The sequence below is a fragment of the Actinomadura sp. 3N508 genome (assembly GCF_044326375.1).
Taxonomy (GTDB): domain Bacteria; phylum Actinomycetota; class Actinomycetes; order Streptosporangiales; family Streptosporangiaceae; genus Spirillospora.
Genome location: NZ_JBIRAX010000001.1, coordinates 1,282,510 through 1,300,051, shown reverse-complemented (window position 1 = coordinate 1,300,051; position 17,542 = coordinate 1,282,510). Strand labels below are relative to the sequence as shown.

General features: G+C 69.7%; 15 protein-coding genes. All 15 read left to right on the top strand.

Annotation, left to right across the window (positions count from 1 at the left end):
• Positions 1–32: 32 nt before the first annotated feature.
• The 15 genes from ACH34S_RS06070 (at position 33) to nuoN (ending at position 17,537) form a co-directional block, all read left to right on the top strand.
• A complete protein-coding gene (locus ACH34S_RS06070) occupies positions 33–1,304 on the top strand; it encodes a geranylgeranyl reductase family protein (protein ID WP_395951347.1) in 1,272 nt (423 codons plus the stop codon).
• Between the two features lie 177 nt (positions 1,305–1,481).
• A complete protein-coding gene (locus ACH34S_RS06065) occupies positions 1,482–1,841 on the top strand; it encodes an NADH-quinone oxidoreductase subunit A (RefSeq protein ID WP_395951346.1) in 360 nt (119 codons plus the stop codon).
• A 1-nt stretch (position 1,842) separates the two neighbouring features.
• Positions 1,843–2,388, top strand: coding sequence for a NuoB/complex I 20 kDa subunit family protein (locus tag ACH34S_RS06060; RefSeq protein ID WP_395951345.1), 546 nt, complete (start codon positions 1,843–1,845; stop codon positions 2,386–2,388).
• A 1-nt stretch (position 2,389) separates the two neighbouring features.
• Positions 2,390–3,136: an NADH-quinone oxidoreductase subunit C gene (locus ACH34S_RS06055; protein ID WP_395951344.1), complete on the top strand. Its 747-nt coding sequence runs from the start codon at positions 2,390–2,392 to the stop codon at positions 3,134–3,136.
• A 250-nt stretch (positions 3,137–3,386) separates the two neighbouring features.
• The gene (locus tag ACH34S_RS06050) at positions 3,387–4,733 is read left to right on the top strand and encodes an NADH-quinone oxidoreductase subunit D (RefSeq protein WP_395951343.1); all 1,347 of its coding nucleotides are present in this window, start codon (positions 3,387–3,389) and stop codon (positions 4,731–4,733) included.
• Complete coding sequence (nuoE, locus tag ACH34S_RS06045) at positions 4,730–5,509, top strand: NADH-quinone oxidoreductase subunit NuoE (protein WP_395951342.1); 780 nt, start codon at positions 4,730–4,732, stop codon at positions 5,507–5,509. Before ACH34S_RS06050 ends, nuoE begins: the two co-directional genes overlap by 4 nt.
• Positions 5,506–6,804, top strand: a complete 1,299-nt coding sequence (nuoF, locus tag ACH34S_RS06040) for an NADH-quinone oxidoreductase subunit NuoF (protein WP_395951341.1) — start codon at positions 5,506–5,508, stop codon at positions 6,802–6,804. Before nuoE ends, nuoF begins: the two co-directional genes overlap by 4 nt.
• The gene (locus ACH34S_RS06035; RefSeq protein ID WP_395951340.1) at positions 6,801–9,299 is read left to right on the top strand and encodes an NADH-quinone oxidoreductase subunit G; all 2,499 of its coding nucleotides are present in this window, start codon (positions 6,801–6,803) and stop codon (positions 9,297–9,299) included. The genes nuoF and ACH34S_RS06035 overlap by 4 nt, the downstream gene beginning before the upstream one ends.
• Positions 9,296–10,633: an NADH-quinone oxidoreductase subunit NuoH gene (gene nuoH, locus ACH34S_RS06030; protein WP_395951339.1), complete on the top strand. Its 1,338-nt coding sequence runs from the start codon at positions 9,296–9,298 to the stop codon at positions 10,631–10,633. The genes ACH34S_RS06035 and nuoH overlap by 4 nt, the downstream gene beginning before the upstream one ends.
• A gap of 43 nt (positions 10,634–10,676) precedes the next feature.
• A complete protein-coding gene (gene nuoI, locus ACH34S_RS06025) occupies positions 10,677–11,249 on the top strand; it encodes an NADH-quinone oxidoreductase subunit NuoI (protein WP_395951456.1) in 573 nt (190 codons plus the stop codon).
• Entirely contained in the window at positions 11,246–12,145 is a 900-nt protein-coding gene (locus tag ACH34S_RS06020; protein WP_395951338.1) for an NADH-quinone oxidoreductase subunit J, read from the top strand. The genes nuoI and ACH34S_RS06020 overlap by 4 nt, the downstream gene beginning before the upstream one ends.
• Positions 12,142–12,441, top strand: coding sequence for an NADH-quinone oxidoreductase subunit NuoK (nuoK, locus tag ACH34S_RS06015; protein ID WP_132168335.1), 300 nt, complete (start codon positions 12,142–12,144; stop codon positions 12,439–12,441). Before ACH34S_RS06020 ends, nuoK begins: the two co-directional genes overlap by 4 nt.
• A gap of 10 nt (positions 12,442–12,451) precedes the next feature.
• A complete protein-coding gene (nuoL, locus tag ACH34S_RS06010; protein ID WP_395951337.1) occupies positions 12,452–14,368 on the top strand; it encodes an NADH-quinone oxidoreductase subunit L in 1,917 nt (638 codons plus the stop codon).
• Positions 14,365–15,945, top strand: a complete 1,581-nt coding sequence (locus ACH34S_RS06005) for an NADH-quinone oxidoreductase subunit M (protein ID WP_395951336.1) — start codon at positions 14,365–14,367, stop codon at positions 15,943–15,945. The genes nuoL and ACH34S_RS06005 overlap by 4 nt, the downstream gene beginning before the upstream one ends.
• Positions 15,942–17,537 (top strand): NADH-quinone oxidoreductase subunit NuoN, encoded by a 1,596-nt coding sequence (gene nuoN, locus ACH34S_RS06000; RefSeq protein ID WP_395951335.1) that lies wholly within the window; start codon positions 15,942–15,944, stop codon positions 17,535–17,537. Before ACH34S_RS06005 ends, nuoN begins: the two co-directional genes overlap by 4 nt.
• The last annotated feature ends 5 nt before the right edge of the window (positions 17,538–17,542 follow it).

Genomic DNA, 17,542 nt, shown 5'->3' with positions numbered 1-17,542 from the left:
TCACAAGCGAACGAGCTGAATGAGGAAGCGCCGTGACCGACTCCGCCCGGCACGCAGACGTCCGCCACGCAGATGTGGTCGTCGTCGGGGCAGGCCCTGCCGGTTCGTCGACCGCCTACTGGTTGGCGCAGGCCGGCCTTGAGGTGTTCCTGCTGGAGAAGGCCACCTTCCCGCGCGACAAGATCTGCGGTGACGGGCTCACCCCGCGCGCCGTCCGCGCGCTCATCGGCATGGGCGTCGACGTCAACGACCCCGGCTGGGGACGCAACCGCGGCCTGCGCATCTACGGCGGCGGCGTCAAGGTCGAGCTGCCGTGGCCGGAGCTCGCGAGCTTCCCCGACTTCGGGCTCGTCCGCAAGCGCACCGACTTCGACCAGTTCCTCGCCGAGCACGCCGCGAAGGCGGGTGCCCGGCTGTTGCAGGGCTGCAACGTCACCGGCCCGATCCTGGACGAGCGCACCGACCGCATCACCGGCGTCACCGCCAGGTACGAGGGCGAGGACGTCGAGTTCCACGCGCCGCTGGTCGTCGCGGCCGACGGGAACTCGACCCGGCTGTCCCTCGCGATGGGGCTGCGGCGGCGCGAGGACCGGCCGATGGGCGTCGCCGTCCGCCGCTACTTCCAGACCCCGCGCCACGACGACGACTTCATGGAGGCGTGGCTGGAGCTGTGGGACGGCGAGCGCCTCCTGCCCGGCTACGGCTGGGTCTTCGGCGTCGGGGACGGCACGTCCAACGTCGGGCTCGGGCTCCTCAACACCAGCAAGCAGTTCCAGAACGTCGACTACCGCGCCATGCTCAAGCGCTGGTGCGCGCAGATGCCGGAGGAGTGGCAGTTCGACGAGGGCCACGCCACCTCCAAGATCCGCGGCGCGGCGCTGCCGATGGGCTTCAACCGGCAGCCGCACTACACCCGCGGGATGCTGCTCGTCGGCGACGCGGGCGGCATGGTCAACCCGTTCAACGGGGAGGGCATCGACTACGCGCTGGAGTCCGGGCGGCTGGCCGCCGACATCATGGTGCAGGCGCTCGCCCGCCGCACCCCGGCGCAGCGCGAGCGGACGCTCTACGAGTACCCCCGCATCCTGAAGGACGAGCACGGCGGCTACTTCACCCTGGCGCGGCTGTTCGTCCAGGCCATCGGGGACCCGCGGATCATGAAGTTCCTCACCGCGCACGGCCTGCCGCACCCGACGCTGATGCGGTTCACGCTCAAGCTCCTGGCAAACCTGACCGACCCCAAGGGCGGGGACGCCATGGACCGCGTCATCAACGCGATGCAGAAGGTGGCTCCGGCGGCATGAGCACAGGCCCTGAGAACCAGGCTTCCGCAGGTGCGCGGACTAATCTTCGGTACCAGACCCCCTGGAGGGGAGTGCTATTGATCGCCTTGGCTAGGGTGGCGGCGGCTCACGGAGGGCCCCACGCGCATCACCCTGTCCCGTACAACGCCGTACGTCGCGAGGAGAGGCTGTAGAGACATGGATCTCTATATTCCGGTCATCGTGCTGGGGGTGCTCGCCTTCGGCTTCGCCGCGTTCTCCGTGGTCATGGCCTCGCTCACCGGGCCGAAGCGATGGAACCGGGCCCGGCTCGACGCCTACGAATGCGGGATCGAGCCGACCCCGCAGCCGGTCGGCGGCGGGCGCTTCCCGGTCAAGTACTACCTGACGGCGATGCTGTTCATCGTCTTCGACATTGAGATCATCTTCCTTTATCCCTGGGCGGTCGCCTTCGACCGGATGGGGCTTTTCGGCCTTGTCGAGATGGCACTTTTCATCGTCACCGTCCTCGTCGCGTACGCCTACATCTGGCGCCGCGGCGGTCTGGAGTGGGACTGACATGGGTCTTGAGGAGAAACTCCCCAGCGGCTTCCTGCTGACCACGGTCGAGCAGGTCGCGGGATGGGCGCGGAAGAGCTCGGTGTGGCCGGCGACGTTCGGCCTGGCGTGCTGCGCGATCGAGATGATGGCGACCGGCGACCCCCGGCACGACTTCTCCCGGTGGGGCATGGAGCGCGCCTCGGCGACGCCGCGGCAGGCCGACCTGATGATCGTCGCGGGCCGGGTGAGCCAGAAGATGGCGCCCGTGCTGCGGCAGATCTACGACCAGATGACCGAGCCCAAGTGGGTCATCGCCATGGGCGTCTGCGCGTCGTCCGGCGGAATGTTCAACAACTACGCGATCGTGCAGGGCGTCGACCACATCGTCCCGGTGGACATCTACCTGCCCGGCTGCCCGCCGCGGCCGGAGATGCTGCTGGACTCGATCCTGAAGCTGCACGACAAGATCCAGAACACCAAGCTCGGGCCGCAGCGCGCGAAGCAGATCGCCGAGCTGGACGTGGCCAAGCGCCGCCGGCTCCCGCTGCTCGGACAGGGGGCCTGACATGAGTTCCGAGCACCCCGAACAGCAGGCCGAGCAGGGGGCCGACAAGCTCCCGGCGCACACCGAGGAGGAGCGCCGGGAGCAGCCGATCGTCCGGCAGGGCATGTTCGGCGCGAAGACGACGGGCGACACCTCCGGCTACGGCGGGCTCGTCGTCCGGCAGAGCCCGAAGGTGTCGGCAGCCCGCCCCTACGGCGGGCCCGGCGGCGCCGCCGACCCCGGCGAGTTCGACGAGATCGCCGACGAGCTGGAGCGGGCCTACCCCGACTTCGGCGACGCCATCGAGCGTGTCGTCGTCGACCGTGGCGAGCTGACGTTCTTCGTCAAGCGCGAGCACCTGCGCGAGGTCGCGAAGACGATGCGGGACGAGCCGTCCCTCCGCTTCGAGCTGTGCTCCGGCGTGTCCGGCGTGCACTACCCGAAGGACGAGGGCGCCGAGCTGCACTCCGTCACGCACCTGCTGTCGATCACGCACAACCGGCGCGTCCGGCTGGAGACCACCTGCCCGGACGCCGACCCGCACATCCCGTCGCTGGTGCCCGTCTACCCGACGAGCGACTGGCACGAGCGCGAGACCTACGACTTCTTCGGGATCGTCTACGACGGCCATCCCGCGCTCACGCGCATCGAGATGCCCGACGACTGGGTCGGCCACCCGCAGCGCAAGGATTATCCGCTTGGCGGGATCCCCGTGGAGTACCGAGGTGCGGAGATCCCGCCACCAGATGAGCGGAGGTCGTACGTTTGACATCCTCCACCAACCCGAAGGCGGTGGATTCTCCGGGTCGCCCCAGAGAACTTCCTGCTTCGCCGCGGATCGCCTCACGGACGAATCCCCGAGGTCTTATGCCCGCTCCACAGGCTCAACCCGCCAGCCCGGCGGTGAAACTGGCGGCTTGGGTATCGCCGCCCGATGCCTGCCACTCTTTCACACACGTGAGGGGAGGGAGGGGCAGTTTCTTCGAAAGTAAGTTCGAAGTAGCTGTTCCGCCAGCTCGATGAGCAGCGCCAAGTACACCGAGTACGACGCCTACGCGGCCGACGAGGCCGCCGAGGGCAAGGTGTTCGACGTCGGCGGGCAGGACTGGGACAAGGTCGTCGCCGGCGCGGAAGACCTCGGCGACGAGCGGCTCGTCGTCAACATGGGGCCGCAGCACCCGTCCACGCACGGGGTGCTCCGGCTGATCCTCACGCTCGACGGTGAGACGGTGAACGAGGCCCGGGTGGGCATCGGGTACCTGCACACCGGCATCGAGAAGAACATGGAGTACCGCACCTGGACGCAGGGCACCACGTTCTGCACCCGGATGGACTACCTCGCGCCGATCTTCAACGAGACGGCGTACTGCATGAGCGTGGAGAAGCTGCTCGGCATCACCGACCAGATCCCCGAGCGCGCCCAGATCATCCGCGTGATGATGATGGAGCTGAACCGGATCTCCTCGCACCTCGTCGCCATCGCGACGTTCGGTCTCGAACTCGGCGCGACGACGGTGATGCTCAACGGGTTCATCGAGCGCGAGTACACCCTCGACCTGTTCGAGGAGATCACCGGCCTGCGGATGAACATGGCCTACGTCCGTCCGGGCGGGGTCGCGCAGGACCTGCCGAGCGGCGCGACCAGCAAGATCCGCGACTACCTCGACCGGATGCCGAAGCGCATCCAGGCGCTCCGCAAGCTGATGGACGACAACAAGGTCTTCAAGCTGCGGACGCAGAACGTCGCCTACCTGGACCTCACCGGCTGCATGGCGCTCGGCGTCACCGGCCCGGTCCTGCGCGCGACGGGCCTGCCGTGGGACCTGCGCAAGTCGCAGCCCTACTGCGGCTACGAGACCTACGACTTCGAGGTCGCGACGCAGGACACCTGCGACGTGTACGGCCGCTACCTCGTCCGGATGGACGAGATGGAGGAGTCGCTCAAGATCGTCGAACAGTGCCTGGACCGGCTGCAGGCCGCCAAGGGCCCGGTGATGATCGAGGACAAGAAGATCGGCTGGCCGGCGCAGCTCGCGATCGGCGCGGACGGCATGGGCAACTCGCCCCGGCACATCGCGCACATCATGGGCACGTCGATGGAGGCGCTGATCCACCACTTCAAGCTGGTGACGGAGGGCTTCCGGGTGCCGGCGGGGCAGGCGTACGCGCCGATCGAGTCGCCGCGCGGCGAGCTCGGCGCCCACGTGGTCAGCGACGGCGGCACCCGCCCGTACCGCGTGCACTTCCGCGAGCCGTCCTTCGTCAATTTGCAGGCCACGCCGGCGATGTCGGAGGGCGGCATGGTCGCCGACATCATCGCGGCGGTCGCCAGCCTCGACCCGGTCATGGGGGGAGTGGACCGATGACGTACGAACCCGACGTTCGCGAACGCCTGGAGCGGGACGCGAAGGAGATCATCGGCCGGTATCCCCGGCCGCGGTCGGCGCTGCTGCCGATGCTGCACCTCGTGCAGTCGGTGGAAGGGCACGTCACGCAGGACGGCATCGAGTTCTGCGCCGAGCAGCTCGGGATCACGCCGGCGCAGGTCGTCGGCGTCGTGACGTTCTACACGCAGTACAAGCAGAAGCCGGTCGGCGAGTACCACGTCGGCGTGTGCATCAACACGCTGTGCGCGGTGATGGGTGGCGACCAGATCTGGGACGAGCTGAGCGAGCACACCGGCCTCGGCCACGACGAGGCCACCCCGGACGGCAAGGTCAGCCTGGAGCGGATCGAGTGCAACGCCGCCTGCGACTTCGCCCCGGTGATGATGGTCAACTGGGAGTTCTTCGACAACATGACTCCCGAGAAGGCCAAGCAGCTCGTCGACGGCCTGCGCTCGGGTGAGCGCGTCCTTCCCACCCGCGGGGCCGAGAGCCTGGCCACGTGGAAGGAGGCGTCCCGCGTCCTCGCCGGGTTCCCGGACGGGCGCGCGGGCGAGGGCGTCCAGGCCGGTCCGGAGTCGCTGCGCGGCCTGAAGCTCGCGCAGGAGCGCGGCTGGGCCGCCCCGTCCACCGAGGCGGACCGCGAGCGCCCGGACGAGCCGGTGAAGCCGGAGGACATCAGCGAGCCGCCGCACGAGCCGGGCAAGCCCATCCCCGGTGACGCGAAGCCCGGCAGCCAGGAAGGCCGGAACAAGTGACCACGCTCACCCCGATCCTCACCAAGAACTGGGACCAGGCCGACTCGTTCACCCGCGCGGGCTACGAGCGCGACGGCGGCTACAAGGCGCTGCGCAAGGCGTTCCGGATGGAGCCGGACGAGATCGTCCAGGCGGTCAAGGACTCCGGGCTCCGCGGCCGCGGCGGCGCGGGCTTCCCCACCGGCATGAAGTGGGGGTTCCTGCCGCCGACCAGCCCGAACCCGCGGTACCTGGTCGTCAACGCCGACGAGTCCGAGCCGGGCACGTGCAAGGACATCCCGCTGATGATGGCCAACCCGCACGTGCTGGTCGAGGGCGTCATCATCAGCTCGTACGCGATCAGGTCGAACGTCGCGTTCATCTACGTGCGCGGCGAGGTGCTGCACGTGATCCGCCGGCTGCACCAGGCGGTCGCGGAGGCGTACGAGGCGGGCTACCTCGGCAAGGACATCCTCGGCTCCGGGTACGACTTGGACGTCGTCGTCCACAGCGGCGCCGGCGCCTACATCTGCGGCGAGGAGACGGCGCTGCTGGACTCCCTCGAAGGGTTCCGCGGCCAGCCCCGGCTGAAGCCCCCCTTCCCCGCGGTGGCGGGCCTGTACGGCGGGCCCACTGTCATCAACAACGTCGAGTCGATCGCGTCGGTTCCCTCGATCGTCGGGAACGGGCCGGACTGGTTCGCCTCGATGGGCACGGAGAAGTCGCAGGGCTTCGGGATCTTCTCGCTGTCCGGGCACGTGACGCGGCCCGGCCAGTACGAGGCGCCGCTCGGCATCACGCTGCGCGAGCTGCTCGACATGGCGGGCGGGATCCGCGAGGGGCACCGGCTGAAGTTCTGGACGCCTGGCGGCTCGTCCACGCCGATCTTCACCGAGGAGCACCTGGACGTGCCGCTGGACTTCGAGTCCGTCGGCGCCGCCGGGTCCATGCTCGGCACCCGGGCGCTGCAGATCTTCGACGAGACGACGTGCGTCGTCCGGGCGGTGCTGCGCTGGTCGGAGTTCTACGCGCACGAGTCGTGCGGCAAGTGCACGCCGTGCCGCGAGGGCACCTACTGGTACAAGCTCATGCTGAAGCGGCTGGAGTCCGGCCAGGGCACCGAAGAGGACCTGGAGACGCTCCTCGACATCTCCGACAACATCCTCGGCCGCGCGTTCTGCGCCCTCGGCGACGGCGCGACGAGCCCGGTCGTCTCGTCCATCAAGCTGTTCCGCGACGAGTACGTACGGCACTTCGAGCAGGGCGCCTGCCCGTTCGACCCGGCCAAGTCCACCCTCTGGGGAGGTGCCAAGTGACCGTCACCGACGACAAGTCGGCGGTGGAGAAGGTCGAGATGGTCTCCTGCACCATCGACGGCTTCGAGATCGAGGTGCCGAAGGGCACGCTGATCATCCGGGCCGCCGAGCTGCTCGGCATCCAGATCCCCCGGTTCTGCGACCATCCGCTGCTCGACCCGGTCGGGGCGTGCCGGCAGTGCCTGGTGGAGATTCCCGACGCCGGGAACGGCCGCGGGATGCCGAAGCCGCAGGCCTCGTGCACCACCGCCGTGATGCCGGGCATGGTCGTCAAGACCCAGCTCACCTCGCCGGTGGCCGACAAGGCCCAGCACGGCATCATGGAGTTCCTGCTCATCAACCACCCGCTGGACTGCCCGATCTGCGACAAGGGCGGCGAGTGCCCGCTGCAGAACCAGGCGATGTCCAACGGGCGCGGCGAGACCCGGTTCGTCGAGGCCAAGCGGACGTTCCCGAAGCCGATCCCGCTGTCCAGCCAGGTGCTGCTCGACCGCGAGCGCTGCATCCAGTGCGCCCGCTGCACCCGCTTCTCGGACCAGATCGCCGGCGACGCGTTCATCGACCTGTTCGAGCGCGGCGCGAAGGAGCAGGTCGGCGCGGCGGACGGCAAGCCGTTCCAGTCGTACTTCTCCGGCAACACCGTGCAGATCTGCCCGGTCGGGGCGCTGACCGGGACCGCGTACCGGTTCCGGTCGCGGCCGTTCGACCTGGTGTCGACGCCGAGCGTGTGCGAGCACTGCGCGTCGGGATGCTCGATGCGCACCGACCACCGGCGCGGGAAGATCACGCGGCGGCTGGCCGGGGACGACCCGCGGGTCAACGAGGAATGGAACTGCGACAAGGGCCGCTGGGCGTTCACCTACGGGACGCAGCCCGAGCGGCTGACGCACCCGCTCGTCCGCAACGAGGACGGCGTGCTCGAACCGGCCTCCTGGCCGGAGGCGCTGGCCATCGCGGCCGAGGGCCTCGCGGCGGCGCGCGGCTCCGCCGGGGTGCTGACCGGTGGCCGCGTCACGCTTGAGGACGCCTACGCCTACGCCAAGTTCGCGCGGATCGCGCTCGGCACCAACGACGTCGACTTCCGGGCCCGCCCGCTGTCGGACGAGGAGTCGCGGTTCCTGGCCTCCTCGGTCGCGGGACGCTCCATCGAGGTGTCGTACGCCGATCTGGAGAAGGCGCCCGCCGTGCTCCTCGCCGGGTTCGAGCCGGAGGAGGAGTCGCCGATCGTGTTCCTGCGGCTCCGCAAGGCGTTCCGCAAGAACCGGCTGAAGGTGTTCGGCGTCGCGCCGTTCGCGACGCGCGGGCTGAGCAAGGTCGGCGGGACGCTCCTGCAGGCCGCGCCCGGCACGGAGGCCGAGGCGCTCGGCGCCGTCATCGGCGACGCGGCGCGCTCCGACGTCCGCACGCTGCTGGAGGCGCCCGGCGCCGTGATCCTCGTCGGCGAGCGGCTTGCGACCAGCGCGGGCGCGCTGACCGCGGCGGTGCGGCTGGCGCAGGTGACCGGCGCGAAGCTGGCGTGGGTGCCGCGCCGGGCCGGGGAGCGCGGCGCGATCGAGGCCGGGGCGCTGCCCGGGCTGCTGCCGATCGGCCGCCCGGTGACCGACCCGGAGGCGCGGGCCGAGGTCGCCCGCCGGTGGGGCGTCGCGGAACTGCCCGCCGCGCCCGGCCAGGACGCCGACGGCATCATCGCCGCGGCCGCGGACGGACGGCGCGGCGCGCTGCTCGTCGGCGGCGTCGACCCCTACGACCTGGCCGACCCGGACGCGATGCTCCGCGCCCTGGACGCCACCGAGTTCGTGGTCAGCCTGGAGCAGCGGCCGAGCGCGGTCACCGACCGCGCCGACGTGGTGTTCCCGGTCGCGGCCGTCGCGGAGAAGTCCGGGACGTTCGTCGACTGGGAGGGCCGCGGCCGCCAGTTCGACATCGTGCTGAAGGCGGCCGGGAAGATGTCCGACCTGCGGGTCCTGGACGCCCTCGCCGACGAGATGGACGTCCACCTGGGCCTGCCGGGCCCGGACGTGGCGCGCCGCGAGCTCGCCGAACTCGGCGCCTACCGCGGCGACCGCCCGGACGCGCCGAACGTCGCGCAGCCGCTGCCGCCGCACCCCGACGCCGGTGAGGCCGTGCTCGCGACCTGGCGGCTGCTGCTCGACCGGGGCCGCCTCCAGGACGGCGAGCCGTTCCTCGCGGGCACCGCCAAGGCCGCGGTCGCCCGGCTGTCGCCCGCGACGGCCGAGGAGATCGGCGCCACGGACGCGGTGAAGGTGACGGCGGCGCGCGGCGAGGTCGTCCTCCCGCTGGAGATCACCGCCGACCTGCCCGACCGGGTCGTGTGGCTGCCGACGAACTCGGCGGGCTGCGCGGTGCACCGGGACCTGGGCGCGGCCGCCGGAGGCGTCGTGAAGATCGCGAGCGCGACGCTCCCGGCCGCGACCGCCGCGTCCGGCGCGACCGCGGCGACCGCCGCGACGGAGAATGCCGGAGGCGTGAAATGAACCCGACCCCGTCGGCCCCGGCCCAGGAGCCGCTGCAGGGTTTCGGCAACGACCCGTGGTGGCTGATCGGCGGCAAGGCGGTCGTCGTCTTCGCGTTCCTGGTCGTGACCGTGCTGCTCACGATGTGGATCGAGCGGCGCGTCATCGGCCGGATGCAGCTGCGCGTCGGCCCGAACCGCGCCGGGCCCTTCGGCCTGCTGCAGGGCCTCGCGGACGGCGTGAAGCTCGCCCTGAAGGAGGACATCGTCCCCCGCCAGGTCGACAAGGTCGTGTTCGTCCTCGCGCCGGTCATGTCGGCGGTGCCGGCGTTCATCTCGTTCGCCATCATCCCGTTCGGCCCGAACGTGTCGATCTTCGGGCACGAGACGGCGCTGCAGCTCACCGATCTTCCGGTGGCGGTGCTGCTCGTCCTCGCGATGTCCTCGCTCGGGATCTACGGGGTCGTGCTGGCGGGCTGGTCGTCGATGTCGCCGTACTCGCTGCTCGGCGGGCTCCGCTCGTCCGCGCAGATGATCTCCTACGAGATCGCGATGGGTCTGTCGTTCGTCGCGGTGTTCATGTTCGCGGGCTCGATGTCCACGTCGGAGATCGTCGCGGCGCAGCACGACAAGTGGTTCGTGCTCCTGCTGCTGCCGTCCTTCATCGTCTACGTGATCACGATGATGGGCGAGTCCAACCGCATCCCGTTCGACCTGCCCGAGGGCGAGGGCGAGCTGGTCGGCGGCTTCCACACCGAGTACTCGTCGCTGAAGTTCGCGATGTTCTTCCTCGCGGAGTACATCAACCTCACGACGCTGTCCGCGCTCGCCACCACGCTGTTCCTCGGCGGCTGGCGCGCCCCCTTCCCGATCTCCACGGTCTGGGCGGGCGCCAACTCCGGCTGGTGGCCGATCCTGTGGTTCCTGGCCAAGGTCTTCCTGTTCATCTTCTTCTTCATCTGGCTGCGCGGCACGCTCCCGCGCGTCCGCTACGACCAGTTGATGAAGCTCGGCTGGAAGGTGCTGATGCCCTTCTCGCTCGGCTGGATCCTGCTGGTCGCCACCATCCGCGCGCTCCGCAACGACGGCTACGACATGCGGCAGATCGTGATCTACGCCGCGGTCGCCGCGGCGGTGGTGCTGCTCGCGACGGTGGTCTGGGAGATGGTCCGCGGCGGCGAGGACGAGAAGGAGATCGTGCCGGGCGCGGCGGAGCAGGGCGGCAGGCCCGATCCGTCCGCCGGCGGGTTCCCGGTGCCGCCCATGGACGCTCCCCACTACCACGGACGGGGCGGGAAGCCGGCCGGGGTATCCATCGCATCCCCTCCTGAGGAGGTCACCAGTGGGACTAACTGATTTCCTGAACCCGGTGAAGGGGTTCGGGGTCTCGTTCCACCAGATGTTCATGAAGAGCGAGACCGTTCAGTACCCCGAGGTGAAGAAGCCGACCGCCCCGCGCTTCCACGGGCGGCACCAGCTCAACCGGTGGCCGGACGGTCTGGAGAAGTGCATCGGCTGCGAGCTGTGCGCCTGGGCGTGCCCGGCCGACGCGATCTTCGTCGAGGGCGCCGACAACGACCCGGACGAGCGCTACTCGCCCGGCGAGCGGTACGGCCGCATCTACCAGATCAACTATCTGCGCTGCATCCTCTGCGGGCTGTGCATCGAGGCGTGCCCGACCCGGGCGCTCACGATGACCAACGAGTACGAGCTCGCCGACGACAGCCGCGAGAGCCTGATCTACACCAAGGAGATGCTGCTGGCGCCGCTGCGCGAGGGCATGGAGGCGCCGCCGCACGAGATGCGGCTCGGCGACACCGAGGAGGACTACTACCGCCTCGGCCTCCAGCCGTCGGACGACGCGCCCACCATCTCGTCCGAGGGCGGCGGGCGCGCGAGCGTCGACGACGCGGTCAAGCAGGAGAAGGCCGCCAAGCGCGGCAGGTCCCGCAAGGGCGGTGAAGGCAAATGAGCTCCGCCCACGTGCTCGCCGCCGAAGTGGCGGACAAGCACGCCGCCGAGCCGTTCTTCTTCTGGGTGCTCGCGGTCGTCTCGGTCTGCGCCGCGCTCGGCATGATCCTCGTGCGGAAGGCCGTCCACTCGGCGCTGCTGCTGGCGACGGTGATGCTGTCGCTCGCCGCGCTGTACGCGATCCAGAACGCGCCGTTCCTGGCGTTCGTGCAGGTCATCGTGTACACCGGCGCGGTGCTGATGCTGTTCCTGTTCGTGCTGATGCTCGTCGGGGTCAGCTCCACCGACTCGCTGGTGGAGACGATCCGCGGGCAGCGCTTCTGGGCCGTGATCGCGGCGGTCGGGTTCGCCGTGCTGCTGACGGTCGGGCTCGGGAACGCGGCGCTGAGCAGTTCCGCGGGTCTCGACCAGGCCAACGCGGAGGGCAACGTCATCGGCCTGGCCCGGCTGCTGTTCTCCAAGTACGTGTTCGCGTTCGAGGCGACCAGCGCGCTGCTGATCACCGCGGCGCTGGGCGCGATGGTGCTGGCGCACCGGGAGCGGATGGAGCCGAAGCCGACGCAGAAGGATCTGTCCAAGGGACGGTTCCTGTCCGGCGACCACCCGGGCCCGCTGCCCGGACCCGGCACCTACGCCCGGCACAACGCCGTCGACATGCCGGCGCTGCTGCCCGACGGGACGCCGTCCGAGCTGTCGGTCAACCCGGTCATCGCCGCCCGCACCGACACCGCGGAGCGGCACGCCGACCTGTACGGCGGGACCGAGGAGGAGGCCGTCGAGCGGGACGTCCGCGCGGTGCAGGCCGTCACCGAGGACGTGCGCGACGCGGACGCAGAAGGCCGCGCCGTCAAGTCCGGTTCTCCCACCGCCGGTAACGAAGGCGAGGCTGGTCAATGAGTCCGGGGCACTACCTGGCGCTCGCGACGATCCTGTTCACCATCGGAGCGCTCGGCGTCCTCGTGCGCCGCAACGCGATCGTGGTGTTCATGTGCGTCGAGCTCATGCTGAACGCGACGAACCTGGCGTTCGTGTCGTTCTCCCGCATGCACGGCAACCTGGACGGCCAGATCATCGCCTTCTTCGTGATGGTGGTGGCCGCGGCGGAGGTCGTGGTCGGACTGGCGATCATCATGACCGTCTTCCGGACCCGCAGGTCGTCGTCGGTGGACGACGTGAACCTGCTGAAGTACTGAGAGGCCGGAAATGAAAGCGGAAGGCATCCAGGCCGCGTCCTGGCTCCTCATCGCGCTCCCACTCGCCGGCGCCGCGATCCTCCTGCTGGGGGGACGGCGCACCGACAGGTGGGGGCATCTGCTCGGCGTCACCATGTCGTTGGCGTCGTTCGCGGTGGGCGCGGCGATGTTCGTGCAGATGCTCGGGTACGAGGCCGAGGAACGGCGCCGCACCCTGCACCTGTGGGACTTCATCGACGTCGGCTCGTTCAAGATCGGCATGGACCTGCTGGTGGACCCGCTGTCCATCAGCTTCGTCCTGCTGATCACCGGCGTCGGCTCCCTGATCCACATCTACTCCATCGGCTACATGGCCGAAGACCCCGAGCGCCGCAAGTTCTTCGCCTACCTGAACCTGTTCGTCGCGGCGATGCTGCTGCTGGTGCTCGGCGACAACTTCCTGATCATGTTCCTGGGCTGGGAGGGCGTCGGTCTCGCCTCCTACCTGCTGATCGGGTTCTGGCAGTACAAGCCGACCGCCGCGACCGCCGCGAAGAAGGCGTTCGTCGTCAACCGCGTCGGCGACATGGGGCTGATCATCGCGATCGCGCTGATCTTCGCCACGTTCGGGACGGTCGGCTACGGCCCGATCCTCGGCACCGGCGCCGAACACGTGGGCCTCGCGTCCCAGCTCGGCACCGGCACCGCCACGGCGATCGGGCTGCTGCTCCTGCTCGGCGCGTGCGGCAAGTCGGCGCAGCTCCCGCTCCAGTCCTGGCTGCTGGACGCGATGGAGGGCCCGACCCCCGTGTCGGCCCTCATCCACGCCGCGACGATGGTGACCGCGGGCGTGTACCTGATCGTCCGGGCCGGGCCGATCTTCGAGATGTCCGACACGGCGCAGCTCGTCGTGACGATCGTCGGCGCGGCCACGCTGCTGTTCGGTGCGATCATCGGGTGCGGCAAGGACGACATCAAGAAGGCCCTCGCCGGGTCGACGATGTCGCAGATCGGCTACATGCACCTGGCCGCCGGGCTCGGCAAGGCGGGTTACGTCTTCGCCATCGCGCACCTCATCGCGCACGGCTTCTTCAAGGCGGGCCTGTTCCTCGGCGCTGGCTCGGTCATGCACGGCATGAAGGACGACGTGAACATGCGCCACTACGGCGCGCTCCGCGGGGTCATGGTCGTCACCTACGCGACGTTCGGGCTCGGCTACCTCGCCATCATCGGCTTCCCGGGCCTGTCCGGCTGGTTCACCAAGGACGGCATCATCGAGGTCGCCTTCGACAAGGGCGGCACGTCCGGCATGATCCTCGGGTCCTGCGCGCTGATCGGCGCCGGGATCACCGCGTACTACATGTCGCGGGTCATGTTCATGACGTTCTTCGGTGAGAAACGCTGGGACGACGACGCGCACCCGCACGAGTCCCCGGCCGTCATGACGTGGCCGCTGATCCTGCTGGCGGTCGGCTCGGTCGGCGCGGGCGGGTTCCTCGTCCTCGGCGGGTTCGCCGACTTCCTCGAACCGGTCGTCGGTGCGCCCGAGCACCACCACGAGTTCAAGCCGCTCGCCGCGCCCGGCATCGCCACCTTCGTGCTGATGATCATCGGTGCGGGGATCGCGTGGCGGCAGTACGGCAGCCGTAAGGTGCCGCGCGAGGCGCCGAAGGGCTCCTTCGTCACCGTCGCGGCCCGCAAGGACCTGTACGGCGACGCGCTGAACGAGTCGCTGCTGATGCGTCCCGGCCAGTGGCTGACCCGGCTCGCGGTCTGGTTCGACGGCCGCGGCGTCGACGGCGCCGTCAACGGCACCGCCGCCGGGATCGGCGGGACGTCCGGCCGGTTCCGCCGCGTCCAGACCGGCTTCGCCCGCTCCTACGCCCTTTCGATGTTCCTCGGCGCCGCCCTCGTGGTGGCCGCCCTGCTGGCGGTGAATGTCTCGTGAACGACTTTCCCTGGCTGAGCGTCCTCATCGCGCTGCCCCTGGTGGGCGCGGTGCTGCTCAGCGTCATCCCGCGCGAGCGGGAGACGCTGGTCAAGCGGTTCGCGCTCGGTGTCTCCCTCGTCGTCGCGGTCCTCGCCGGTGTGATGGCGGCCGGGTTCGACGCGGACGGCGCCCGCTTCCAGTACGACGAGAAGTACTGGTGGATCAAGGAGTTCGGCGTCCACTGGGCGGTCGGCGTCGACGGCGTCGCGCTCGTGCTGATCCTGCTGTCGGTGATCCTCGTCCCGCTGGTGATGCTGGCGTCCTGGACGGAGGCCGACCGCTCCGGCGGCGTCGACGTCCCCGCCAAGCGCTCGGTGAAGACGTACTTCGCGCTGCTGCTGTCCCTCGAAGCGGCCATGATCGGCGTGTTCGCCGCGACCGACGTGTTCCTGTTCTACGTCTTCTTCGAGGCGATGCTCATCCCGGTGTACTTCATCATCGGGTACTACGGCGGCGCGCAGCGCTCCTACGCCGCGGTGAAGTTCCTGCTGTACTCGCTGCTCGGCGGGCTGCTGATGCTCGTCGCGGTGATCTGGCTGTACCCGCTGTCTAGCAAGCCGGTCGCCGAGGGCGGCGTCGGGCACGGCACGTTCATGTTCGACGAGCTGTCGAAGATGAACCTCGACCCGACGACCGCGAAGTGGCTGTTCCTCGGCTTCTTCATCGCGTTCGCGATCAAGGCGCCGATGGTGCCGGTGCACACCTGGCTCCCGGACGCGGCGCAGCAGTCGCCGCCCGGCGCGCTGGTGCTGATCGTCGGCGTCCTCGACAAGGTCGGCACGTACGGGATGCTGCGGTTCTGCCTGGAGCTGTTCCCCGGCGCGTCCAAGTGGGCGACGCCGGCCGTGCTCGCGCTCGCGGTGGTCAGCATCATCTACGGCGCGGTCCTCGCGATCGGGCAGGTCGACCTGAAGCGGCTCATCGCCTACACGTCGGTGTCGCACTTCGGGTTCATCGTGCTCGGCATCTTCGCGATGACGTCGCAGGGCCAGTCCGGCGCGACGCTGTACATGGTGAACCACGGCTTCTCCACCGGCGCGCTGTTCCTGATCATCGGCTTCATGATCGTCCGGCGCCGGTCGGCGAAGATCTCCGACTACGGCGGCGTGCAGAAGGCGGCGCCGGTCCTCGCCGGGACGTTCCTCGTCGCGGGCTTGTCCGGCCTCTCGCTACCCGGCCTGTCCACGTTCGTCTCGGAGTTCCTGGTCATCGTCGGGACGTTCGACCGCTACAAGTGGGCCGGTGCGCTCGCCGTCAGCGGCGTCGTCCTCGCCGCGATCTACATCCTCTGGATGTACCAGCGGACCATGGGCGGCCCGAAGGCCCCCGCCGTCGAGGGCATGAAGGACCTGAACGCCCGCGAGAAATGGGCCGTCGCCCCGATCCTCGCGATCATCATCGCGATGGGCGTCTTCCCCCAGCCGGTGCTGAACGTGATCAACCCTTCGGTGAAGGAGACCCTGGTGCGGGTCGACAAGCACGACCCCGCGCCGGACATCACCGGTAACGTCGCCGAGAACGGAGCCCGTCCATGAACACCCGCGGTCAAGGGACCCTGATCCTGGCGCAGGGGGGTGACATCCCCGCGCCGCACATCGAGTACGGGCAGCTCGCCCCGATGCTGCTGGTCTTCGGCGTCGCCGTGGCGGGGGTGCTGGTCGAGGCGTTCGTCGGCCGGACATGGCGGTACTACCTTCAGGTGCCGCTCGCGTTCCTCGGCCTCGCCGGAGGCTTCGCCTGGACGGTCGCGCTCGCATGGCGCGACAACCCGCACCACGTGGCAGCCGAAGGCGCCCTCGGCGTGGACGGCCCGACCCTGTTCCTCCAGGGCACCATCCTGGTGCTGGCGCTGGTCAGCCTCCTGCTGATCGCCGAGCGCGGCGACGGCCGCGCCGGAGCGGTCGGCGGGCACTTCGCCGCGCAGGCGTCGGCACTGCCGGGCAGCGAGGCCGAGCAGCGCAGCACGCAGGCGGGCGTCATCCAGACCGAGGTCTTCCCGCTGATGATGTTCGCCGTCGGCGGCATGCTGATGTTCCCGGCGGCGAACGACCTGCTCACGATGTTCGTCGCGCTGGAGGTCCTGTCGCTGCCGCTGTACCTGCTGTGCGGGCTGGCCCGCCGCAGGCGCCTGCTCTCGCAGGAGGCGGCCGTCAAGTACTTCCTTCTCGGCGCGTTCTCCTCGGCGTTCTTCCTGTACGGCGCCGCGCTCCTGTACGGCTACGCCGGATCGGTGCGGCTGTCGGACATCTCCGCGCAGATCGGCAAGGACGCCGGCAACGAGACGCTGCTCCTCGCGGGCGTCGCGCTGCTGTCGGTCGGGCTGCTGTTCAAGCTCGGCGGCGTCCCGTTCCACATGTGGAAGCCCGACGTGTACCAGGGCGCCCCCACCCCGATCACGGCGCTGATGGCGTCCTGCACGGTCGTGTCCGCGTTCGGCGCGATCCTGCGCGTCTACTACGTGGTGTTCGAGACCCTCGAATGGGACTGGCGCCCGTTCATGTGGGGTGTGGCCATTCTCACCATGGCCATCGGGTCGATCATCGCGATCACCCAGACCGACATCAAGCGGATGCTGGCCTACTCGTCGATCGCGCACGCGGGCTTCCTGCTCATGGGCGTGATCGCCTCGTCGCCGGACGGCCTGTCCAGCACCCTGTTCTACCTGCTCGCCTACGGGTTCACCTCCGTCGGCGCGTTCGCCGTCGTCACGATGGTGCGGGACGCGGGCGGCGAGGCGGGCCACCTGTCGCGGTGGGCCGGCCTGGGCAAACGCTCCCCGGTCGTGGCGGGAGTGTTCGCCTTCTTCCTGCTGGCCTTCGCCGGTATCCCGCTGACCAGCGGGTTCACCGGGAAGTTCGCGGTGTTCAAGGCGGCCGTCGAGGAGGGCGCGACACCGCTGGTGATCGTCGCGGTCATCTCGTCCGCCGTCGCCGCGTTCTTCTACGTCCGTGTGATCGTCGTCATGTTCTTCAGCGAGCCGGACGCGGACGGGCCGGTCGTGGTGGCCGGGCCGGCGACCGCGGTCGCGGTGGCGCTCGGCGCGACGGCTACTGTGGTACTCGGCGTGCTCCCACAGCCCATTCTGGACCTTGCGGGACAAGCCACGACCCACATGTTCGTCCGGTAGGGAGT